The organism is Pseudomonas sp. Ag1, from assembly GCF_000278565.1.
Classification (GTDB): Bacteria; Pseudomonadota; Gammaproteobacteria; order Pseudomonadales; family Pseudomonadaceae; genus Aquipseudomonas.
On the sequence record NZ_AKVH01000113.1, the window covers coordinates 69,700 to 92,259 of the forward strand.

The window sequence follows — 22,560 nt, forward strand, 5'->3', positions numbered from 1 at the left end:
AACGTTGCAGAACGGTAGTTCCAACAACCCTACTTCGGCGGGCAGGCTCAATACTTGAGCGAATCACAGGGGTATCGCGCAAACGATTGCTGGCCGGTGCGCAATCCACTCAGTCGAGGCGCTCGACCTGGGGCAATTCCATGGCCTGCACTTCGCCCTGGAGAAAGTCACCCAGCCGTCGCAAACGCTCGCCACCCGGCCGGGTCTTCGGCCACACCAGATAGTAATTTTCCCCACTGGCCACAGCGGTGGGCCATGGCAGACTCAGGCGGCCCTGGGCCACGTCTTCGGCCACCATCAGCAAGTCGCCCATGGACACGCCGTACCCTCGGGCGGCGGCGATCATGCCCAACTCCAAGGTGTCGAACACCTGCCCGCCCTTGAGCGAAACCTGGGATGACAGCCCCATGCGCTCCAGCCAGTTGCGCCAGTCACGCCGGTCCGGCGTCGGGTGCAGCAGTTCGGCAGAGGCCAGGCGCGCAACGTCCCAGGGTCCGTCGCTCAACAGGTTCGGCGCGCCCACCGGAATCAGCAACTCCGGAAACAGGTAGCTGGCTTCCCAGTCCGGCGGGAAATGCCCGTTGCTCAGCAACACCGCGCAATCGAATGGTTCCTGGTTGAAATCCACCTCATCGACGCTCATCCAGGCGCTGGTCAGTTGCACTTCATTGCCCGGCTGCAGGTGCCGGAAGCGACTGAGGCGCGCCAGCAGCCAGCGCATGGTCAGGGTGGACGGCGCCTTCATGCGCAGGATGTCGTCCTCGGCATTCAAGGTATGGCAGGCGCGCTCCAGGGCCGCAAAGCCTTCACGCACGCCCGGCAGCAACAGGCGCGCTGCCTCGGTGAGTTGCAAGGTGCGGCCGCTGCGCTGGAACAGGCGGCAGGCGAAATGCTCTTCCAGGGTACGAATGTGCCGGCTCACCGCACTTTGGGTAATCGACAACTCTTCCGCCGCCCGGGTGAACGAGTTGTAGCGGGACGCAGCTTCAAACGCGCGCAAGGCGTAAAGAGGAGGAAGACGACGAGACATGGCGAAAACTCCGACGGCGCAATATCGAAACCCTACCAGAATCATTCAGGCATGAGTTTTAATCATGCGAACCATCGGATTTATCCCTTTGTGCAATGCGCTGTGAGCGCCGAGAATCAACCCTTCCACCCTTCCCTGACTTTTTGAGCGTGATGATCATGCAGCATCCGGCACGTACCGAACTCTGGGCCATTCTGCGGCTGTCAGGGCCGCTGATTGCCTCACAGTTGGCCCACATGCTGATGGTGCTGACCGACACCCTGATGATGGCCCGCCTGAGCCCCGAGGCCCTGGCCGGCGGAGGCCTGGGTGCGGCGAGCTATTCGTTCGTGTCGATTTTCTGCATCGGCGTGATCGCTGCCGTGGGCACGCTGGTCGCGATCCGCCAGGGCGCCGGCGACATCGAAGGCGCCACCCGCCTGACCCAGGCCGGGCTGTGGCTGGCCTGGTTGATGGCGCTGGTGGCTGGTTTGCTGCTGTGGAACCTCAAGCCGGTGCTGCTGATGTTCGGCCAGACCGAAACCAACGTCGCGTCCGCCGGCCAGTTCCTGACCATCCTGCCGTTCGCCCTACCCGGCTACCTGACGTTCATGGCGCTACGCGGCTTCACCAGCGCTATCGGCAAGGCCACGCCGGTGATGGTGATCAGCCTGGGCGGCACGGTGATCAACTACCTGCTCAACCACGCGTTGATCGAAGGCATGTTCGGCCTGCCGAAACTCGGGCTGGTGGGCATTGGCCTGGTCACCGCCATCGTTGCCAACTGCATGGCGTTGGCGTTGATCTGGTACATCAAATACAACCGTGCCTACGACGCGTATCCGCTGCGCAAGGGTTTGCTGCGGCCCAACCTGCATTACCTGCGGGAACTGTGGCGCCTGGGCCTGCCGATTGGTGGCACCTATGCGGTGGAAGTCGGGCTCTTTGCGTTCGCCGCGCTGTGCATGGGCACTATGGGCAGCACGCAGCTGGCTGCGCACCAGATCGCCCTGCAGATCGTGTCGGTGGCGTTCATGGTGCCGGCGGGCATGTCGTACGCGATCACCATGCGTATCGGCCAGCATTACGGTGCCGGGCAGTTGCTGGAAGCGCGGCTGGCCGGGCGAGTTGGCATAGGCTTTGGCGCAGTGGTGATGCTGGGCTTTGCAGCGGTGCTGTGGTTGTTCTCGCACCAACTGATCAGCCTGTTCCTCGACCAGCATGACCCGGCGTTTCGCGACGTGATCAACCTCGCCGTCAGCCTGCTGGCGGTGGCCGCATGGTTTGAGCTGTTCGACGGCGTGCAGACCATCGCCATGGGCTGCATTCGCGGACTCAAGGATGCCAAGACCACCTTCCTGGTCGGGCTGGGCTGCTACTGGCTGATCGGCGCACCGGCCGCATGGTTGATGGCGTTCAATCTCGGCTGGGGGCCGACGGGCGTTTGGTGGGGCCTGGCCCTGGGCCTGGCGTGCGCGGCAGTCAGCCTGACCTGGGCGTTTGAACGGAAGATGAAGCGGATGATTCGCCAGGAGCCTGAAACCCACCAAGGATTTCAAGCCGCGCAGCCGGAGTAACGGCTGTACTCGGTCAAATGTGGGAGCGGGCTTGCTCGCGAATGCGGTGGGTCAGCCATGCATTGGTTGGCTGAAATACCGCATTCGCGAGCAAGCCCGCTCCCACATTTTTGATCGGGTTCACAACATCAGATCACGCCGCCCACCAGTTCCTGGCTGTCACCAAACGTCAGATAGTCCACCAGTTCCGCCAACGGCAACGGCTTGCTGATCAGGTAGCCCTGGGCCTGATCGCAGCCGAACAACCGCAGCAACGCCAGTTGCTCGGCGGTTTCCACGCCCTCGGCGACCACTTCCAGGTTCAGGTTATGAGCCAGGTTGATCATGGCGTGCACCAGCTTGCGATTCTCTTCGCGCTCTTCCATGCCGCCGACAAAGCTCTTGTCGATCTTCAGCAAGGCAATCGGCAGGCTGTTGAGGTGCACGAACGACGAAAAGCCGGTGCCAAAGTCATCCAGGGAAAAGCGCACACCCAGGCGGCCCAGCGCATCCATGGTCTGCTTGACCAGGTCGCTGCGGCGCATCACGGCGGTTTCCGTCAGCTCAAATTCCAGCCACTGGGCTTCCACGCCGCGCTCGGCAATCAGCCGGCTGAGGGTGCTGAGCAGTTGGCTGTCCTGAAACTGGCGGAACGACAGGTTGACTGCCATGTGCAACGGCGCAATCCCGCGTTCGCGCAGGTCCTGCATGTCGCGCAGGGCCCGGGAAATCACCCAGTAGCCCAGCGGCACGATCAAGCCGCTCTGCTCGGCCAGCGGCACGAACTCGCTCGGCGGCAACAGGCCGCGCTCACCGTGGCGCCAGCGCACCAGTGCTTCCAGGCCGACGATATGCCCATCGTCGAGGTCCAGGCGGGGCTGGTAATGCAGCTCCAGTTCGTCACGACGCAACGCCCGGCGCAGCTCGCTTTCAAGGTCGGCGAGGCTGCGGGCATTGCGGTTGATGCGTTCGTTGAAGATATGAAAGGTGCAGCCCTGGGTGCTTTTGGCTTGCTGCATGGCGATGTGGGCGTGCCACATCAACGGGTCGGCGCCAGCCTTGGCGCGGGCATGGGCCACGCCGAGGCTGCAACCGATCAGCAGGCTTTCGCCATCGACCCAATAGGGTTCGGCCATGGCTTCGACGATGCGCTCGGCCATCCATTCGGCGCGCTGGGGCGCACGGCGGGTATCGATCAGCAGGGCGAATTCGTCGCTGCCCAGGCGCGCCAGTTGATCGCCGGCCTCCAACTGGCTCTTGAGCCGCGAGACCACTTGCAGGATCAGCCGGTCGCCGGCCTGGTGGCCGAGGGCGTCGTTGGCGTGACGGAAGTTGTCCAGGTCGAGGTGGCCGAGGGCAACGCCACGGCCTTCGTTTTCCGCCAGGCGGGCGGTCAGCAGGGTCTGGAAGCCCTGGCGGTTGGCGATACCGGTCAGCGGGTCCTGTTCGGCCAGGCGTTGCAGGGTGTTTTCCAGTACACCGCGCTCGCGCACATGCCGCAGGCAACGGCGCAATGTATCGACATCCAATGCATTCAGGATCAGCCAGTCGCTGACGCCGAGGGGTGAAACCAGGGGTTCCTCTTCCAACAGCAATACCGTTGGCAAGCTGCAGCGACCGGGGCCGGGCTGAAGGTTGGCCGTGGTCAACAGCACCGCGCTGTGATCGTCGTCGAACAGGTTGCTCACAGACTCCCAGTTTGGCGCGCTGATCAGCACAGCTCCGTCGCCCATCGGCGCCAGGCACTCGCGCAATAACGCTGCCCACGCTGGCTCATCGGCCAGTAGCAGCAAACGCAAGGGTTCGACAGGCGTAGACAAGCTAGCTCCCTAGACTCTGCAAAATTTCGTTGGCGGCGGGCATTATGACGTGCGCCCCGATAATGACCAATGATATGGGTTATCAAATGCGCACTGTGCAGCTCTAGACCGAACAATAGTCCTAAATACCCTGCACATCCTGCGGCAAAGTAACAAAACCGGCAAATTTAGATCGAGTGGTACGTCACACTGTCGTTCAGAGGCAGCAGAATCTTGCCAGCCTGTTAAAATGCCCGCCCTTTTGATCAATGACCTCCTGAATTTCGTATGTCCCGACTCAATCCCCGGCAGCAAGAAGCCGTGAACTACGTCGGCGGCCCTCTATTGGTGCTCGCCGGTGCCGGTTCCGGCAAGACCAGCGTGATCACCCGCAAGATCGCGCACCTGATCCAGAGCTGTGGCATCCGTGCCCAGTACATCGTCGCCATGACCTTTACCAACAAGGCGGCGCGGGAAATGAAAGAGCGCGTCGGCACCCTGCTCAAGGGTGGCGAAGGCCGTGGCCTCACCGTGTGTACCTTCCACAACCTGGGGCTGAACATCATCCGCAAGGAGCACGTGCGGTTGGGCTACAAGCCGGGCTTCTCGATCTTTGACGAGACAGACGTCAAGGCGCTGATGACCGACATCATGCAGAAGGAATACGCGGGCGACGACGGCGTCGACGAGATCAAGAACATGATCGGCTCGTGGAAAAACGACCTGATCCTGCCCGCCGAAGCCCTGGAAGCTGCGCGCAACCCCAAGGAGCAGACTGCCGCCATTGTCTACACCCACTACCAGCGCACGCTCAAGGCGTTCAACGCAGTGGACTTCGACGACCTGATCCTGCTGCCGGTGAAGCTGTTCCAGGAACACGCCGACATCCTCGAAAAGTGGCAGAACAAAGTCCGCTACCTGCTGGTGGACGAATACCAGGACACCAACGCCAGCCAATACCTGCTGGTGAAGCTGCTGATCGGCAAGCGCAACCAGTTCACCGTGGTGGGCGATGACGACCAGTCGATCTACGCCTGGCGCGGCGCCCGCCCGGAAAACCTGATGCTGCTCAAGGACGACTACCCGTCCCTGAAAGTGGTGATGCTGGAGCAGAACTACCGCTCCACCAGCCGCATCCTGCGTTGCGCCAACGTGCTGATCTCCAACAACCCCCACGAGTTTGAAAAGCAACTGTGGAGCGAGATGGGCCACGGCGACGAGATCCGCGTGATCCGCTGCCGCAACGAAGACGCCGAAGCCGAGCGCGTGGCCGTCGAACTGCTCACGCTGCACCTGCGTACCGACCGGCCCTACAGCGATTTCGCGATCCTGTACCGCGGCAACTACCAGGCCAAGCTGATCGAGCTGAAGCTGCAGCACCACCAGATTCCTTATCGCCTGTCGGGCGGCAACAGCTTTTTCGGACGCCAGGAAGTGAAAGACCTGATGGCCTACTTCCGGCTGATCGTGAACCCGGACGACGACAACGCCTTCCTGCGGGTGATCAACGTCCCACGCCGGGAAATCGGTTCGACTACCCTGGAAAAGCTCGGCAACTACGCCACCGAACGCAAGATCTCGATGTACGCCGCCACCGACGAAATCGGCCTGGGCGAGCACCTCGACACTCGTTTCACCGACCGCCTGGCGCGCTTCAAGCGCTTCATGGACAAGGTGCGCGAGCAGTGCGCCGGCGAAGACCCGATCAGCGCCCTGCGCAGCATGGTCATGGACATCGACTACGAGAACTGGCTGCGCACCAACAGCTCCAGCGACAAGGCTGCCGATTACCGCATGGGCAACGTGTGGTTCCTGATCGAGGCGTTGAAAAATACCCTGGAGAAGGACGAAGAAGGCGAGATGACCGTCGAGGACGCCATCGGCAAGCTGGTGCTGCGGGACATGCTTGAACGCCAGCAGGAAGAGGAAGACGGCGCCGAAGGCGTGCAGATGATGACCTTGCATGCGTCCAAGGGCCTGGAATTCCCCTACGTGTTCATCATGGGCATGGAAGAGGAAATCCTCCCGCACCGCTCCAGCATCGAAGCCGACACCATCGAGGAAGAACGGCGCCTGGCCTACGTGGGCATTACCCGCGCGCGTCAGACATTGGCCTTCACCTTTGCCGCCAAGCGCAAGCAGTACGGCGAGATCATCGATTGTGCCCCCAGCCGGTTCCTCGACGAACTGCCGCCGGACGACCTGGCCTGGGAAGGCAACGACGACACACCGACCGAAGTCAAAGCCGTTCGCGGCAACACCGCACTGGCGGATATACGCGCGATGTTAAAGCGCTAGAATCGACTACTTTTTAATCTACTTTCGGCGCGTGTTGCGCCAACAGAGGAAGCTTTCGTGGAAGCACTGCACAAGAAAATTCGCGAAGAAGGCATCGTGCTTTCCGATCAGGTACTCAAGGTCGACGCCTTTCTGAACCACCAGATCGACCCGGCGCTGATGAAACTGATCGGTGACGAGTTTGCTGCGTTGTTCAAGGATTCGGGGATCACCAAGATCGTCACCATCGAAGCCTCGGGCATTGCACCGGCGATCATGACCGGCCTGAACCTCGGCGTGCCGGTGATTTTCGCCCGCAAGCAACAGTCCCTGACCCTGACCGAAAACCTGCTGTCGGCGACGGTGTATTCCTTCACCAAGAAAACCGAAAGCACCGTGGCGATTTCCCCGCGCCACCTGACCAGCAGCGACCGCGTGCTGATCATCGATGACTTCCTGGCCAACGGTAAGGCGTCCCAGGCGCTGATCTCGATCATCAAACAGGCCGGCGCGACCGTTGCAGGTTTGGGGATCGTGATCGAGAAGTCGTTCCAGGGTGGCCGTGCGGAGCTGGATGCCCAGGGTTACCGGGTTGAGTCGCTGGCGCGGGTGCAGTCGTTGGCGGGTGGGGTTGTGACCTTTATCGAGTAATCGGTGCGGGCACGGTTAAACATGTGGGAGCGGGCTTGCTCGCGAAAGCGGTGGATCAGTCGACCTATCCGGTGACTGACACACCGCTTTCGCGAGCAAGCCCGCTCCCACATTTGATCTCCTGTGTTTGTTAGTGCGCGGTAGCTTGTAGGCCCGCTAGCAACAGGCGCTGATACAAGTCCTCCTTCAACCCCTCCGGCTTATCCAGTCGCATCCGTACCAAATGCTCGGGAAACGCTTCCGGCTCCGGTGCATCCAGCGCCGCCTTGCCCAGCTCCAGAATCTCCGTCAGCTTGAATTTGCTCTTGAGCCAGTTCAACGCCCGCAACAAATCCCGCTCTTCATCGGTGAAGTCACTGCCCAGCGGATACTCCGGGAACAGCCGTGGATGCCGCGCCTGAATCCCCTGCAGACGCTCCGGCGTGTTGTCGGCAAACCGCGGATTCAGCTGGAAATCCTTCGGCAACTTCCCGGCCTTCTGCGCCTGTTCGATCAAATCTTCCTGGAACCGTGAGTCGGTGATATTCAGCAGCGCCTCGATCACCCTGGCATCAGTCTGCCCGCGTAAATCCGCGATGCCGTATTCGGTGATGACGATATCTCGCAGGTGCCGGGGAATCGTACAGTGCCCGTATTCCCAGACGATATTGGAACTGACCTCGCCGCCCGATTCGCGCCAGCTGCGCAGGATCAGGATCGAGCGCGCGCCTTCCAGCGCATGGCCCTGGGCGACAAAGTTGTATTGCCCGCCAACACCGCTGAGCACGCGGCCATCTTCCAACTGGTCGGCCACGCCCGCGCCCAACAGGGTCACGGTAAACGCGCTGTTGATGAAGCGCGCATCCAGGCGCTGCAAACGCTTGAGTTCTTCCTGGCCGTACAGCTCGTTGATGTAGCTGATGCGGGTCATGTTGAATTCCAGGCGCTTGCTCTGTGGCAAGTCCCGCAAACGCTCGTAAAAGCTACGAGGCCCGAGGAAGAAGCCGCCATGCACAGAGATGCCGTCGGTCTGTGCCGCTTCGTCCAGGGTGCCGGCGTTGGCCCGCTCCTGGGTCGCGACGTCCGGGTATACCTTGCGCCGCACAATCCCGGCATCGGCCAGCACCAGCAGGCCATTGACGAACATTTCGCTGCAACCGTACAGCCCACGGGCAAACGGCGCGACTCCGCCTTCGTGGCTGATCAGCGGTGCCCATTGGTACACATCCAGGTCGGTGAGCAACAGGCGATACGCCTCGTTATCGGCCTGGCGCGCCAGCAAGGCCGCAGTCAGTGCATCGCCCATGGAGCCGATGCCGATCTGCAAGGTACCGCCGTCGCGCACCAGGGTGCTGGCGTGCAAACCGATAAAGTGATCCTGGAAACCCACCGGCATGTTCGGGGTGGAGAACAGCGTGGTGCTGTCCTTCTCGTCGATCAGGAAGTCGAACTCATCCATGCCCAGCTCGGCGTCGCCGGGCATGTAGGGCAAATCACTGTGAACCTGGCCCACCACCAGGATGGTTTCACCGGCCTCGCGGCGCTTGGCGATCATCGGCAACAGGTCGAGGGTGATGTCGGGGTTGCAGCTCAGGCTCAGGCGATCCGGATGTTCAGCGCTGCTGGCCACCAATTGCGCGACGAGGTTCAGGCCGGCGGCATTGATATCACGGGCAGCGTGGCTGTAGTTGCTGCTGACGTAATTCTGCTGCGCCGAAAGGCTGTGAAGCAAACTGCCGGGCTGCATGAAGAACTGCTGCACGTGAATGTTCGACGGCAGGCTGTCCTTGCGCAGTGCGGCGAGGAAGTCCAGCTCGGGATAGTCACCGAAGACCCGTTCGATAAAGGGCTCGAGAAAGCGCTTCTGCAAACCATCGCCCAAGGTAGGGCGACCCAGGGCCAGGGCTGTGTAGATGGTCAGCGCCCGGTCCGGCAGCTTGGCGATACGCCGGTACAGCGCGTTGACGAACCGGTTGGGTTTGCCCAGGCCCAGGGGCATGCCCATGTGAATATGCGCCGGCAGCCGTGCCAGTACGTCGTCGACTGCTTGCTCGATTGAACACAACTGCACCATCCGACTTCTCCCGAACATTCCATGAATTGGGGTTGGACCGAGCTTGCCGGGTCTTTGCTGCAAAGAACAGCCTCAAAAGGCAAATCGCGGGCACAAAAAAGCCGCTGGTCAGCGGCTCTTTTGGCGAAGATCGGTTTATTTCAGACCCGACATCTTCTCGATCGCGCCTTTAAGCTCGGCATCCGAGCAATCGGCGCAGGTGCCTTTTGGCGGCATGGCGTTCAGACCGGTAATGGCCTTGGCCAGCAGGCCATCGAGGCCACCCTGATGGTCCGCGCGGTCTTTCCAGGCGGCGGTATCACCGATTTTCGGTGCGCCCAACAGGCCGGTACCGTGGCAAGCGTTGCAGTGCTTGGCGATTACGTCATCCGGCGATTTCGCACCGCCGCCGCCGCCCGCAGCCACTGCCACTTCCATCCCCTTGCACTCTTGCCCCTGAACGCACACCTGGCCTACAGGCTCCAGGCGCTTGGCAATATCATCATTGGTCGCAGCTTGAGCGCTGACAGCCCATAGGGCCAGTACGGTTGCTGGTGCAGCCAGCATTTTCATAATTAGGTTCACGCGTTCACCCTCAATGGTGGCTATTCACGCCTGCGGCCACGGTTTCGCAGGCGGCGAAAGTATAACGGTTAGCCCGCCCCGCCGAAACAACCCTATTAACCAAGGGGAGATTCAGCAGGACAGAATGCTGCTACGGGCGTCTCTGCGACATAGGCAGGACGCCTCTTTTCTTAAAAGTTCGCGGGTGTGGCTGCGCTGATTAGTCGCGCCGGCACTTCGAACGGATTGCGAAAACGGTGCGGCTTGGTGCTTTCAAAGTAGTAGCTATCGCCGGCTTCGAGCACAAAAGTTTCAAGGCCGACCACCAGTTCCAGGCGACCTTCCACCAGGATCCCGGTTTCCTCGCCCTCATGGGTGAGCATCTCTTCGCCGGTATCAGCACCTGGCGGGTAGATCTCGTTGAGGAACGCAATCGCCCGGCTCGGATGCGCGCGGCCCACCAGTTTCATGGTGACGGCGCCGTCGGAGATATCGATCAGCTCATTGGCTTTATAGACGATCTGGGTCGGTTTTTCCTGGAGGATCTCCTCGGAAAAGAACTCCACCATCGACATGGGAATGCCGCCCAGCACCTTGCGCAAGGAGCTGATGGAGGGGCTGACACTGTTTTTTTCGATCATCGAAATGGTGCTGTTGGTGACGCCCGCGCGCTTGGCTAGCTCACGCTGGGAAAGACCTTTCAGTTTACGGATGGATTGCAGTCGTTCGCCGACGTCCAATGCAGGAGCCTCCTAGGATTCAGGCGTTGTTGTAATTGAGCGTTATCATGGCGACAGCGTTCAGTATTTACAACACTTTGGCCTAAATCCCGGGATCTGCCATTCGTGGGTGCCGCTCAAGCGCCGGAATAGAGCCGTGGCACTCGGCGCAGGTTGCAGAAGATCTGGTACGGAATGGTGTCGGCGGCGGTGGCAACGTCACTGGCGAGGATGTTTTTGCCCCACAATTCGACGGTGGAACCGAGCCCGGCCTGGGGCACGTCGGTCAGGTCGACACACAGCATGTCCATCGACACACGGCCCAGCAACTGGCTGCGCTGGCCGGCCACCAGCACCGGGGTGCCGGTAGGTGCGTGGCGCGGGTAGCCGTCGGCGTAGCCCATGGCAACTACCCCGATGCGCATCGGTTTCGGGGTAATGAACCTGGCGCCGTAGCCCACAGGTTCGCCGGCCGGCAGTTCACGTACGCAGATGACTTTCGATTCGAGGGTCATCACCGGCTGCAAACGCGCGGCGATGGCCTGGCCTTCGCCAAACGGCGTGGCGCCGTAGAGCATGATGCCCGGGCGTACCCAGTCACTGGAAACGTTCGGCCAGCCCAGCACCGACGGCGAGTTGCGCAGGCTGACCTGGGCCGACAAGCCCTGGCGCGCCGCTTCAAACACCGCTACTTGCTCTTCGCTGCTGGTGCTGTCCAGCTCATCGGCGCGGGCGAAGTGGCTCATCAGCACGATCTTCGCGACTTTGCCGCTGGCCAGCAGGCGCTGGTAAGCGTCGTGATAATCCTTGGGGTGCAAGCCAACGCGGTGCATGCCCGAATCAAGCTTGAGCCAGACGGTCAGCGGCTTGCTGAGTTGCGCCTGTTCAATCGCGTCCAGCTGCCACAGCGAATGCACCACGCACCAGAAATCATGCTCGATGATCAGCGGCAGCTCGTCGGCTTCGAAAAAACCTTCGAGCAACAGCACCGGCCCGCGAATCCCGGCGGCCCGCAGCTCCAGCGCTTCCTCGATGCAGGCCACGGCAAACCCGTCCGCCTCGGCTTCCAGCGCCTGGGCAACACGCACGGCACCGTGGCCGTAGGCATCCGCCTTGATCACGGCGAGGGCCTTGGCCCCACCCGTGACTTCACGGGCCAGTTGGTAGTTATGGCGCAGGGCTTGGAGGTCGATCAGGGCACGGGCAGGACGCATGGCGGCAGGCTTCTAGGCGGCGGTGGGAAGAAAAAACCGGTACCCGCTGACAACGCAGGCACCGGGAGAGGATTTTTTGCTTACGGCAGAGCGGCCACAACCGACAGCTCCACCAGGATTTCCGGTTCGCAGAGTTTCGCTTCAACCGTGGCACGGGCCGGCGCGACGCCTTTTGGCAGCCACTTGTCCCATACCGCGTTCATCCCGGCGAAATCGGCGTCAATGTCTTTCAGGTAGATGGTCACCGACAGCAGCTTGGTCTTGTCGGTACCGGCCAGGTCCAGCAAACGCTCAATATTGACGAGGGTTTCGCGGGTCTGCTGTTCAATCCCGGCACTCATGTCGTCGCCGACCTGCCCTGCCAGATACACGGTACCGCTGTGAACAACGATCTGGCTCATGCGCTCATTGGTGAGCTGGCGCTGGATTGACATGTTTTGCAGACTCCTGGTGGTTGCCATAACGGGAAATATCGAGGCCTTCGGCACTGATTTGCGGGGTTTTCTTCGCCATCAGGTCGGCCAGCAAACGACCAGAGCCACAGGCCATGGTCCAACCGAGGGTGCCGTGGCCGGTGTTCAGGAACAGGTTTTTGAACGGGGTAGCACCGACAATCGGCGTGCCGTCTGGCGTGGTCGGGCGCAGGCCGGTCCAGAAACTGGCCTGGCTCAAATCACCGCCCTGAGGATAAAGGTCGTTGACGATCATCTCCAGGGTTTCCCGCCGGCGTGGGTTCAGCGACAGGTCAAAACCGGCTATCTCAGCCATGCCACCGACGCGGATGCGGTTGTCAAAACGGGTGATCGCGACCTTGTAGGTCTCATCGAGAATGGTCGAGGTCGGGGCCATCGCCGGGTTGGTGATCGGCACGGTCATCGAGTAACCCTTGAGCGGGTACACCGGCGCCTTGATTCCCAGCGGCTTGAGCAGCTTCGGCGAGTAGCTGCCGAGGGCCAGCACGTAGCGGTCGGCAGTTTCCAGCTTGCCGTCGATCCACACGCCGTTGATCCGGTCACCGGCGTAGTCCAGGCGCTGGATATCTTGCTCGAAGCGGAATTCGACACCCAGTTGCTTGCACATGTCGGCAAGGCGGGTGGTAAACATCTGACAGTCGCCGGTCTGGTCGTTCGGCAGGCGCAGGGCACCGGCGAGGATATCGGTGACGCTGGCCAGGGCTGGTTCAACCCGGGCAATGCCGGCGCGGTCCAGCAGCTCGTAAGGCACACCGGACTCTTTCAATACCGCGATGTCCTTGGCGGCACCGTCCAGTTGGGCCTGGGTGCGGAACAGCTGGGTAGTCCCCAGAGTGCGGCCTTCATAGGCAATGCCGGTCTCGGCGCGCAGTTCGTCGATGCAGTCGCGGCTATACTCGGACAGGCGCACCATGCGCTCCTTGTTCACCGCATAACGGCTGGCGGTGCAGTTGCGCAGCATCTGCGCCATCCACAAGTACTGGTCGATATCGGCGGTGGCCTTGATCGCCAGGGGCGCATGGCGCTCCAACAGCCATTTGATAGCCTTGAGCGGCACACCCGGCGCAGCCCATGGCGAGGCGTAGCCTGGCGAGATCTGCCCGGCGTTGGCGAAACTGGTCTCCATGGCCACAGCCGGCTGACGGTCGACCACGACCACTTCAAAACCAGCTCGTGCCAAATAGTAGGCACTGGCCACGCCAATGACACCGCTACCCAAGACCAGAACGCGCATTTTTATTCCCTCATCACGGCTTGACCGCTGACGTTTGTTGTTCAGCACAAAGATGTGGGCAGTATAAAAAGCAATCACCAGTGCATTTCACTATATAACTGCCTATATTTGGCGACAATTCTCGGCAAAAACCCTTTTCACGGAGGAGCATCCCCTATGCGGACCAACACTCAGACCAAGCGGGAGCTGGACAAGATCGACCGCAACATCCTGCGCATCCTGCAGGCCGACGGGCGAATTTCGTTTACTGAACTGGGGGAAAAGGTCGGGCTGTCGACCACGCCGTGCACCGAGCGGGTCCGGCGCCTGGAGCGCGAAGGGATCATCATGGGCTACAACGCCCGGCTCAACCCGCAGCATCTGAAGGGCAGCCTGCTGGTGTTTGTCGAGATCAGCCTCGACTACAAGTCCGGCGACACCTTTGAAGAATTCCGACGCGCCGTGCTGAAACTGCCCCACGTGCTGGAGTGCCACCTGGTGTCGGGGGATTTCGACTATCTGGTGAAGGCGCGCATTTCGGAGATGGCGTCGTACCGCAAGTTGCTCGGCGATATCCTGCTCAAGCTGCCCCACGTTCGGGAGTCCAAGAGCTATATCGTGATGGAAGAGGTGAAAGAGAGCCTGAACCTGCCGATCCCGGATTAAGACAGCACCACAGGCCAATGTGGGAGCGGGCTTGCTCGCGAATGCGGAGTGTCAGTCACCTGATGTATTGACTGATCCACCGCATTCGCGAGCAAGCCCGCTCCCACACTAGTTGATCGGGGACATCCGCTAGACCAATACCTGACGCGTCGACGCCATGTACGCATGAATCTGCTTTTCCACCCGTGGGTGGATCAACTCCACCGGGCGGCGGTCGTTGGGGCATGGCAAGGTTGGCGTGGTGCCGAACAAGCGGCAAATCAGCGGGCGCTCGTCGTACACGGTGCAGCCATTGGGGCCAAGGTGCACGCAGTTGAGCTCGTCCATCGCCGCTTCCTGCTCGGCAGCGGTCTTGCGCGGCAGGCGCGACATTTCCTCGGTGGACGTGGTCACCGGCCCACAGCAGTCGTGGCAACCCGGGACACACTCGAACGAGGGAATCTGCCGGCGCAGCGCGTTGACTTTCTGACTGTTGCAACTCATCGACACAGGGACCGAACGGCGAATAGGCGTGGATTCTGCCCTAAAAGCCCCCGGTGAGACAGCTTCGCCCGACCGCTGTATCCTGCGTCAAATTTTCCAAACAGGGATGCTCCCCATGACCGCCAGCGCCCGGCACGCCAATTCCTACTACGCCGCCAGCAGTTTCCCGCAGCCTGATTATCCGGTGCTGACAGGTGAAATCGTGGCCGATGTGTGCGTGGTCGGCGGCGGCTTTTCGGGGCTCAACGCCGCCCTGGAACTGGCCGAACGGGGTTTCAGCGTGGTCCTGCTGGAAGCCCGCAAGATTGCCTGGGGCGCCAGCGGGCGCAATGGCGGGCAACTGATTCGTGGCGTCGGTCATGGCCTGGATCAGTTCACCAACGTCATCGGCACCGAGGGCGTGCGCCAGATGAAACTGATGGGCCTGGAAGCCGTGGAAATCGTGCGCCAGCGGGTCGAACGTTCGCAGATCGCCTGCGACCTGACCTGGGGCTACTGCGACCTGGCCAACAAACCCCGCGACCTGGAACACCTGGCCGCCGACGCCGAAGAGCTGCAAGGCCTTGGCTATCGCCATGAAGTGCGCCTGCTGCAAGCCAGCGAGATGCGCAGTGTGATCGGCTCCAACCGCTATGTTGGCGGCATGATCGACATGGGCTCCGGCCACCTGCACCCGCTGAACCTCGCTCTCGGCGAGGCAGCCGCTGCACAGCAGTTGGGCGTCCAGTTGTTCGAGCATTCCGAGGCGGTTCGGATCGATTACGGCCCGGAGGTCAACGTTCACACCGCCCAGGGCAATGTGCGCGCCAAGACCCTGGTGCTGGGCTGCAATGCTTATTTGAACGGCCTCAACCCGCATCTGAGCGGCAAGGTGCTGCCCGCCGGCAGCTACATCATCGCCACCGAGCCCTTGAGCGAAGCCCAGGCAGCCGAGTTGCTGCCGCAAAACATGGCGGTGTGTGACCAGCGGGTGACGGTGGATTACTTCCGGCTGTCCGCCGACCGACGCTTGCTGTTCGGCGGTGCCTGCCATTACTCCGGACGGGATCCGAAGGACATCGGTGCCTACATGCGTCCGAAAATGCTGCAGGTGTTCCCACAACTGGCCAACGTGAAAATCGACTACCAGTGGGGCGGGATGATCGGCATTGGCGCCAACCGCCTGCCGCAGATTGGCCGGCTGGCCGACCAGCCCAATGTGTATTTCGCCCAGGCCTATGCCGGCCACGGCCTCAATGCCACCCACCTGGCAGGCAAGCTGTTGGGCGAAGCCATCAGCGGCCAGCAAAGCGGGCGCTTTGATCTGTTTGCCAAGGTGCCGCACATCACTTTCCCGGGCGGCAAGCATTTGCGCTCGCCGCTGCTGGCGCTGGGAATGCTCTGGCACCGATTGAAAGAACTGGTCTGAATCAGCCGCGCCAGAAGGGCTTCAAGCCTTCCCGGCGCGCCTGCTCGGCACTCAAGCCTACGTCTCGCAGTTGCTCGGGGGTCAGCTCCAGCAAGGTTTTGCGCGTATGCATGCGGTGCCAGAACAACGCCCATGAACTGAGTGTGGGGGCCTTGGTACGCGCCGCCATGCGCCGCTCCTGCCCGGCTTCCAGTTCCTGACTGTGTAACGCCAACCGCACATCGCTCATACCGCTCATTTTCCTGCCCCTCATTAACGTGTTGCCATGAGTACGTAGGATGAGCCGGCGCGTAAAACCATGACAGATTCAACCACCCTGTATTAAATCCATACAGATACTGCCTATCGGCCGCTGAATCCTGTATTTTCAGCCTATCTGTACTGGTAACCGGGAAGCACCGCCATGACCCTATACGTCAACCTCGCCGAACTGTTGGGCACGCGCATCGAGCAGGGCTTCTATCGCCCGGGCGACAGATTGCCGTCAGTTCGGGCCTTGAGTGTGGAGCATGGGGTCAGCCTGAGCACCGTGCAGCAGGCCTACCGCGTACTGGAAGACAACGGCCTGGCGATGCCCAAACCCAAATCCGGCTACTTCGTACCGGTGGGCCGCGACTTGCCGGCATTGCCCGCCGTAGGCCGCCCGGCCCAGCGCCCGGTGGAAATTTCCCAGTGGGACCAAGTGCTGGAGCTGATCCGCGCGGTGCCACGCAAAGACGCCATACAGTTGGGCCGGGGCATGCCGGATGTATTGTCGCCGACCATGAAACCCCTGCTACGCAGCCTCGCCCGGATCAGTCGGCGCCAGGACATGCCGGGGCTGTATTACGACACTATCCACGGCAACCTGGACCTGCGTGAACAGATTGCCCGCCTGATGCTCGATTCAGGCTGCCAACTGACGCCCCAGGACCTGGTGATCACCACCGGCTGCCACGAGGCCCTGTCCGCCAGCATCCACGCCATTTGCGAGCCCGGCGACATCGTTGCCGTCGACTCGCCAAGCTTCCACGGCGCCATGCAAACCCTGAAGGGCCTGGGCATGAAAGCCCTGGAAATCCCCACCGACCCACTCACCGGTATCAGCCTGGAAGCGCTGGAACTGGCACTGGAACAATGGCCGATCAAAGTCATACAGTTGACCCCCAACTGCAACAACCCACTGGGCTACATCATGCCGGAGTCGCGCAAACGCGCACTGCTGACCCTGGCCCAGCGCTTTGACGTGGCGATCATCGAAGACGACGTGTATGGCGAACTGGCCTACAGCTACCCGCGGCCACGCACCATCAAGTCCTTCGACGAAGATGGCCGCGTCGTACTGTGCAGCTCTTTCTCGAAGACCCTCGCACCCGGCCTGCGGATTGGCTGGGTCGCACCCGGTCGCTATCTGGAGCGTGTGCTGCACATGAAATACATCAGCACCGGCTCCACCGCGACCCAGCCGCAGATCGCAATTGCCGAGTTTCTGAAAGGTGGACATTTCGAGCCACATTTGCGGCGGATGCGCACGCAATACCAGCGCAATCGCGACCTGATGCTCGATTGGGTCAGCCGCTATTTCCCGGCGGGCACCCGCGCCAGCCGCCCCCAGGGCAGTTTCATGCTGTGGGTGGAACTGCCGGAAGGCTTCGATACCCTGAAACTCAACCGGCTGCTGGTGGATGAAGGTGTACAGATTGCCGTGGGAAGTATCTTTTCCGCCTCCGGCAAGTACAGGAACTGCCTGCGCATGAACTACGCTGCCAAACCAACGCCGCAGATTGAAGAGGCTGTACGCAAGGTCGGCGCGACCGCCATCCGGTTGCTGGCCGAAGCGATGGACTGACCTTTTGCGGGAAATAGCCGTCATATGCCGACAATCGCCCTGATTCGGAACCCATGTCATTGATGACCCACCGGCTATTACCGTTTTTCCTGCTGGGCATCCTGGCCCTGGGCGGCTGCGCCACCATCGACGCGCCACGCACACCCAGCGAGGCGCTGCCGGCCAGCGAATCTTCCTTCGGCCGCTCGATCCAGGCCCAGGCCGCTCCCTACAAAGGCCGCTCCGGGTTCCGCCTGCTGCCCAACAGCAGCGAAGCCTTCATGGCCCGCGCCGAACTGATCCGCAACGCCCAGACCAGCCTCGACTTGCAGTACTACATCGTCCACGACGGCATCAGCACCCGCATGCTCGTGGATGAACTGCTCAAGGCCGCCGACCGTGGCGTGCGCGTGCGCATCCTGCTGGACGACACCACCAGCGACGGCCTGGACCAGATCATCGCCACCCTCGCCGCCCACCCGCAGATCCAGATTCGCCTGTTCAACCCGCTGCACCTGGGCCGCAGCACCGGCGTGACGCGGGCCATGGCGCGGCTGTTCGACCTGTCGCTGCAACACCGGCGCATGCACAACAAGCTGTGGCTGGCAGACAACAGCGTGGCCATCGTCGGCGGGCGCAACCTGGGGGATGAGTATTTCGACGCCGAGCCCAACCTCAACTTCACCGATATCGACATGCTCAGCGTGGGCCCGGTGGCCGAGCAACTGGGCCACAGTTTCGATCAGTACTGGAACAGTGCCCTGAGCAAACCCATTGGTGACTTCGTCAGCAGCGCTTCCAAAGGCGACCTGGCCAGCGCCCGCGTACGCCTGGAAGATTCCCTTGCCGAGTCTCGCCAACAAAACCATGCCCTGTACAACCGCCTGCGCACCTACAAGACCCAGCCGCGCATGGACATCTGGCGTCGCGAGCTGATCTGGGCCTGGAACCAGGCACTGTGGGATGCGCCGAGCAAGGTGCTGGCCAAGGCCGATCCGGATCCACGGCTGCTGCTGACGACCCAACTGGCGCCGGAGTTGGAAGGTGTCAGCCATGAGCTGATGATGATTTCGGCTTACTTCGTGCCCGGGCAGCCCGGGCTGGTGTACCTGACCGGGCGTGCGGACGCCGGCGTATCGGTAAGCCTGCTGACCAATTCCCTGGAAGCCACCGACGTACCGGCCGTGCACGGCGGTTATGCGCCCTATCGCAAGGCGCTGCTGGAACACGGGGTGAAGCTATACGAGTTGCGCCGCCAGCCGGGAGACGGTGGCGGCAGCGGCCCTCATCTGTTCCGCAAAGGTACATTCCACGGTTCGGATTCCAGCCTGCACAGCAAGGCGATCATCTTTGATCGGGAGAAATCCTTCATCGGCTCATTCAACTTCGACCCGCGCTCGGTGCTGTGGAACACCGAAGTCGGGGTGCTGGTGGACAGTCCCGAACTGGCGGAACACGTGCGCAGCCTGGCACTGGAGGGCATGGCGCCCCCGTTGAGCTATCAGGCGAAGCTGCAGGATGGCCAGGTGGTATGGGTGACCGAAGACAACGGCCAACTGCACACCCTGACCCGCGAACCCGGCAGTTGGTGGCGCCGGTTCAATGCCTGGTTTGCTACATCCGTCGGGCTGGAACGCATGCTTTAAGAACAGCGACGGGACCTGTGGGAGCTGGCTTGCCTGCGATGGCGGAGTGTCAGTTTACGTACCCGGTGCTGACACTCCGCCATCGCGGGCAAGCCCGGCTCCCACAGGTGATCGCATTTCAAGTTCAGGCGGGTTGTGTGGCGCCGAATGCACCTTGGCGCAGCAACAGGATCACCAACCCCAACGCCCCCGCCGCCATCAACAACGGTAACGCATGCCCGCTGATCCACTGGCTGCCGGCACCGGCCACCAGCGGGCCGATCAGGCAGCCAATGCCCCACAGCTGCGCGATATGCGCATTGGCGCGCACCAGCGCGTCGTCGCGGTAGCGCTCGCCAATCAGGATCAGCGACAGGGTGAATAACCCGCCGGCGCTGGCCCCGAACAGCACCCACACCGGCCAGATCAGCAGCGTATCGAGCAATAGCGGAATCGCCAGGCTCGTCACCAGCAGCATCAGCGCGCAGCCGAGAAACAGCGTGCGCCGAGGCAGGTAGTCCGCCAGCGCGCCAATCGGCAGTTGCAGCAACGCATCACCGACCACCACCGTGCTGACCATCGCCAGAGCAATCTCGGCGGTGAAACCCTGTTGCAGGCAATACACCGGCAACAACGTAAGAATCATCGCCTCGAATGCGGCGAACAACGCCACCGCCCAGGCAATCGCCGGCAATCCCTGGCAGAAGCGCAGCAGGTCGCCAAAGGTCACGCTGAAAGACTCGGCAGTCGGCGCACCGGAACGGCCCAGCAGCAGGATCGGCGAGCACGTCAGCAGGCCGACACCCACCCAGAAGCCAATATCGTTGTCCGTACCCAGCGCGCCCAGCAGCAACGGGCCCGACAGCTGGCTCAAGGCATAGCTGCAGCCATACAGCGCCACCAGACGGCCGCGCCAGCGTTCGATCACCAGTTGGTTGATCCAGCTTTCGCCGAGGATAAACACGATGGTCAGGATCACCCCGATCATCAGCCGCAACACCAGCCATACCGGGTAGCTGGGCAATACCGCCAGCAAGCCGATGGAAATCGCCCCCGCCCACAGGCACAGGCGCATCAGGTTCGCCGTGCCCAGGCGCGAGGCCAGGCCGCTGGAGACCTTGGCACCCAGCAGCACACCGAAGGCCGGCATCGCCGCCATGACTCCGATGGCGAAGCTGCCATAGCCCCAGCTTTCCAGGCGCAGGGACACCAGCGGCATGCTCACGCCCAAGGCCAGGCCCACGCTCAAGACCGACGCCAACACGGCGAAATAGGTCGCCCAACGCATTTCCACGCTCCTGTGGATGATTTGGAGATCACACAAAACAGTGTGGGAGCGGGCTTGCTCGCGAATGCGGTGTACCAGTCAATACATCAGCGACTGTGATACCTCATTCGCGAGCAAGCCCGCTCCCACATTTTTTACAGCGGTGTTCCTGGAGGCTTACAACTTGATCCAGGTCGCCTTCAGCTCGGTGTACTTGTCGAACGCGTGCAGCGACTTGTCGCGGCCGTTACCCGACTGCTTGAAACCACCGAACGGTGCGGTCATGTCGCCGCCATCGTACTGGTTGACCCATACGCTGCCGGCACGCAGTGCCTTGGCGGTCAGGTGTGCCTTGGAGATGTTCGACGTCCACACCGCAGCGGCCAGGCCGTATTGGGTGTCGTTGGCGATCGCGATGGCTTCTTCCACGCTGTCGAAGGCAATCACCGACAGCACCGGGCCGAAGATTTCTTCCTGGGCGATCTTCATGGCGTTGGTCACGCCGTCGAAAATCGTCGGCTCGACATAGGTGCCACCGCTTTCCTGCAGCGTGCGCTTGCCGCCGGCCACCAGCTTGGCGCCATCGGCATGCCCGGCTTCGATGTACGACAGCACGGTGTTCATCTGCTGGGTATCCACCAGCGCACCGACCGTGGTGGCCGGGTCCAGCGGGTTGCCCGGCTTCCAGGCCTTGAGGGCCTCGATCACCAGCGGCAGGAATTTATCCTTGATCGAACGCTCCACCAGCAGGCGCGAACCGGCGGTGCACACTTCGCCCTGGTTGAAGGCGATGGCGCCGGCCGCGGATTCGGCGGCGGCTTGCAGGTCCGGGGCATCGGCAAACACGATGTTCGGGCTCTTGCCGCCAGCTTCCAGCCAGACGCGCTTCATGTTCGACTCGCCGGAGCGAATCAGCAGTTGCTTGGCGATCTTGGTGGAACCGGTGAACACCAGGGTGTCGACGTCCATGTGCAACGCCAGGGCGTTGCCCACGGTGTGGCCATAACCCGGCAGCACGTTGAACACGCCTTTCGGGATGCCGGCTTCAACCGCGAGGGCAGCGATGCGGATGGCAGTCAGCGGTGATTTTTCAGATGGCTTGAGGATCACCGAGTTACCGGTGGACAACGCCGGCCCGAGTTTCCAGCAGGCCATCATCAGCGGGAAGTTCCACGGCACGATGGCCGCGACAACGCCGACGGGCTCACGGGTCACCAGGCCCAGCTGGTCGTGAGGGGTTGCTGCGACTTCATCGTAGATCTTGTCGATGGCCTCGCCGCTCCAGCTCAGCGCTTGCGCCGCGCCTGGGACGTCGATGTTCAGGGAGTCGCTGATCGGCTTGCCCATGTCCAGGGTTTCAAGCAGTGCCAGCTCTTCGGCGTTGGCCTTGAGCAGGCCGGCGAAACGGATCATGGTGGCTTTGCGCTTGGCTGGCGCCAGGCGCGACCATGCACCGGAATTGAACGTGGCACGGGCGTTTTCTACGGCACGCTGGGCGTCGGCGACGTCACAGCTGGCAACGGTTGCCAGCAGGCGGCCATCGACTGGGCTCAGGCATTCGAACGTGTCGCCGGAAACGGCGGCGGTGTATTCGCCATTGATGTAGGCGCGGCCTTCGATCTTCAGATCCTTGGCGCGTTGTTCCCAGTCGGCACGGGTCAGGGTGGTCATGCGAGTGTCCTCCTCTTATTGAATACAAGGGCCGGGCGATGTACCCAGGCACCTTCGAAGAATTCTTGCCCGGCCAGCCAGCTGTTCGGCTCAAGGCAGCTGCCACCCTAAACCAGCGGCGATGGA

General features: G+C 61.9%; 19 protein-coding genes. 7 read left to right on the forward strand and 12 right to left on the reverse strand.

Going from position 1 to position 22,560, the window contains the following annotated elements; genetic code table 11:
* Positions 1–109: 109 nt before the first annotated feature.
* Positions 110–1,030 (reverse strand): LysR substrate-binding domain-containing protein, encoded by a 921-nt coding sequence (locus A462_RS01475; protein WP_003208769.1) that lies wholly within the window; start codon positions 1,028–1,030, stop codon positions 110–112.
* A gap of 152 nt (positions 1,031–1,182) precedes the next feature.
* Here A462_RS01475 and A462_RS01470 point away from each other — a divergent pair, with 152 nt between their 5' ends.
* Positions 1,183–2,586 carry a NorM family multidrug efflux MATE transporter gene (locus A462_RS01470; RefSeq protein ID WP_008439410.1) on the forward strand — a complete coding sequence of 468 codons (1,404 nt, stop codon included), beginning with the start codon at positions 1,183–1,185 and terminating at the stop codon, positions 2,584–2,586.
* Between the two features lie 128 nt (positions 2,587–2,714).
* Here A462_RS01470 and A462_RS01465 read toward each other — a convergent pair whose 3' ends face one another.
* On the reverse strand, positions 2,715–4,385 hold the full coding sequence (locus A462_RS01465) for a putative bifunctional diguanylate cyclase/phosphodiesterase (protein ID WP_008439412.1): 1,671 nt from the start codon (positions 4,383–4,385) through the stop codon (positions 2,715–2,717).
* Between the two features lie 267 nt (positions 4,386–4,652).
* Here A462_RS01465 and rep point away from each other — a divergent pair, with 267 nt between their 5' ends.
* A complete protein-coding gene (gene rep, locus A462_RS01460) occupies positions 4,653–6,662 on the forward strand; it encodes a DNA helicase Rep (RefSeq protein ID WP_008439414.1) in 2,010 nt (669 codons plus the stop codon).
* 57 nt (positions 6,663–6,719) lie between these two features.
* The gene (locus A462_RS01455) at positions 6,720–7,292 is read left to right on the forward strand and encodes a xanthine phosphoribosyltransferase (protein ID WP_008439415.1); all 573 of its coding nucleotides are present in this window, start codon (positions 6,720–6,722) and stop codon (positions 7,290–7,292) included.
* Between the two features lie 130 nt (positions 7,293–7,422).
* On the opposite strand, the gene A462_RS01450 is transcribed toward A462_RS01455, so the two are convergent.
* The 6 genes from A462_RS01450 to dadA form a co-directional block, all read right to left on the reverse strand.
* Entirely contained in the window at positions 7,423–9,345 is a 1,923-nt protein-coding gene (locus A462_RS01450) for an acetyl-CoA hydrolase/transferase C-terminal domain-containing protein (protein WP_032899902.1), read from the reverse strand.
* A 135-nt stretch (positions 9,346–9,480) separates the two neighbouring features.
* The gene (locus A462_RS01445) at positions 9,481–9,897 is read right to left on the reverse strand and encodes a c-type cytochrome (RefSeq protein ID WP_008439417.1); all 417 of its coding nucleotides are present in this window, start codon (positions 9,895–9,897) and stop codon (positions 9,481–9,483) included.
* 182 nt (positions 9,898–10,079) lie between these two features.
* Positions 10,080–10,628: a cupin domain-containing protein gene (locus tag A462_RS01440; RefSeq protein ID WP_003208755.1), complete on the reverse strand. Its 549-nt coding sequence runs from the start codon at positions 10,626–10,628 to the stop codon at positions 10,080–10,082.
* Positions 10,629–10,744: 116 nt separating this feature from the next.
* The gene (alr, locus tag A462_RS01435; protein ID WP_003208753.1) at positions 10,745–11,821 is read right to left on the reverse strand and encodes an alanine racemase; all 1,077 of its coding nucleotides are present in this window, start codon (positions 11,819–11,821) and stop codon (positions 10,745–10,747) included.
* Positions 11,822–11,901: 80 nt separating this feature from the next.
* Positions 11,902–12,255, reverse strand: coding sequence for a RidA family protein (locus A462_RS01430; protein WP_003208752.1), 354 nt, complete (start codon positions 12,253–12,255; stop codon positions 11,902–11,904).
* Positions 12,227–13,528: a D-amino acid dehydrogenase gene (dadA, locus tag A462_RS01425; RefSeq protein ID WP_003208750.1), complete on the reverse strand. Its 1,302-nt coding sequence runs from the start codon at positions 13,526–13,528 to the stop codon at positions 12,227–12,229. Before dadA ends, A462_RS01430 begins: the two co-directional genes overlap by 29 nt.
* A 156-nt stretch (positions 13,529–13,684) precedes the next feature.
* On the opposite strand from dadA, the gene A462_RS01420 reads away from it, so the two are divergent.
* Positions 13,685–14,173 (forward strand): Lrp/AsnC ligand binding domain-containing protein, encoded by a 489-nt coding sequence (locus A462_RS01420; protein WP_003206849.1) that lies wholly within the window; start codon positions 13,685–13,687, stop codon positions 14,171–14,173.
* A 129-nt stretch (positions 14,174–14,302) separates the two neighbouring features.
* On the opposite strand, the gene A462_RS01415 is transcribed toward A462_RS01420, so the two are convergent.
* The gene (locus A462_RS01415; protein WP_008439419.1) at positions 14,303–14,656 is read right to left on the reverse strand and encodes a YkgJ family cysteine cluster protein; all 354 of its coding nucleotides are present in this window, start codon (positions 14,654–14,656) and stop codon (positions 14,303–14,305) included.
* Between the two features lie 115 nt (positions 14,657–14,771).
* On the opposite strand from A462_RS01415, the gene A462_RS01410 reads away from it, so the two are divergent.
* Complete coding sequence (locus A462_RS01410) at positions 14,772–16,064, forward strand: NAD(P)/FAD-dependent oxidoreductase (RefSeq protein ID WP_008439420.1); 1,293 nt, start codon at positions 14,772–14,774, stop codon at positions 16,062–16,064.
* Position 16,065: 1 nt separating this feature from the next.
* Here A462_RS01410 and A462_RS01405 read toward each other — a convergent pair whose 3' ends face one another.
* Positions 16,066–16,302 (reverse strand): DUF1127 domain-containing protein, encoded by a 237-nt coding sequence (locus A462_RS01405; protein ID WP_023659297.1) that lies wholly within the window; start codon positions 16,300–16,302, stop codon positions 16,066–16,068.
* A 165-nt stretch (positions 16,303–16,467) separates the two neighbouring features.
* Between A462_RS01405 and A462_RS01400 the strand changes: the two genes are divergently transcribed.
* A complete protein-coding gene (locus tag A462_RS01400; RefSeq protein ID WP_008439421.1) occupies positions 16,468–17,892 on the forward strand; it encodes an aminotransferase-like domain-containing protein in 1,425 nt (474 codons plus the stop codon).
* 62 nt (positions 17,893–17,954) lie between these two features.
* On the forward strand, positions 17,955–19,517 hold the full coding sequence (locus A462_RS01395) for a phospholipase D family protein (protein WP_032899925.1): 1,563 nt from the start codon (positions 17,955–17,957) through the stop codon (positions 19,515–19,517).
* A gap of 124 nt (positions 19,518–19,641) precedes the next feature.
* On the opposite strand, the gene A462_RS01390 is transcribed toward A462_RS01395, so the two are convergent.
* Positions 19,642–20,784 carry an MFS transporter gene (locus A462_RS01390; RefSeq protein ID WP_008439423.1) on the reverse strand — a complete coding sequence of 381 codons (1,143 nt, stop codon included), beginning with the start codon at positions 20,782–20,784 and terminating at the stop codon, positions 19,642–19,644.
* 156 nt (positions 20,785–20,940) lie between these two features.
* Positions 20,941–22,434 carry an aldehyde dehydrogenase gene (locus A462_RS01385; protein ID WP_003213259.1) on the reverse strand — a complete coding sequence of 498 codons (1,494 nt, stop codon included), beginning with the start codon at positions 22,432–22,434 and terminating at the stop codon, positions 20,941–20,943.
* Between the last annotated feature and the right edge of the window lie 126 nt (positions 22,435–22,560).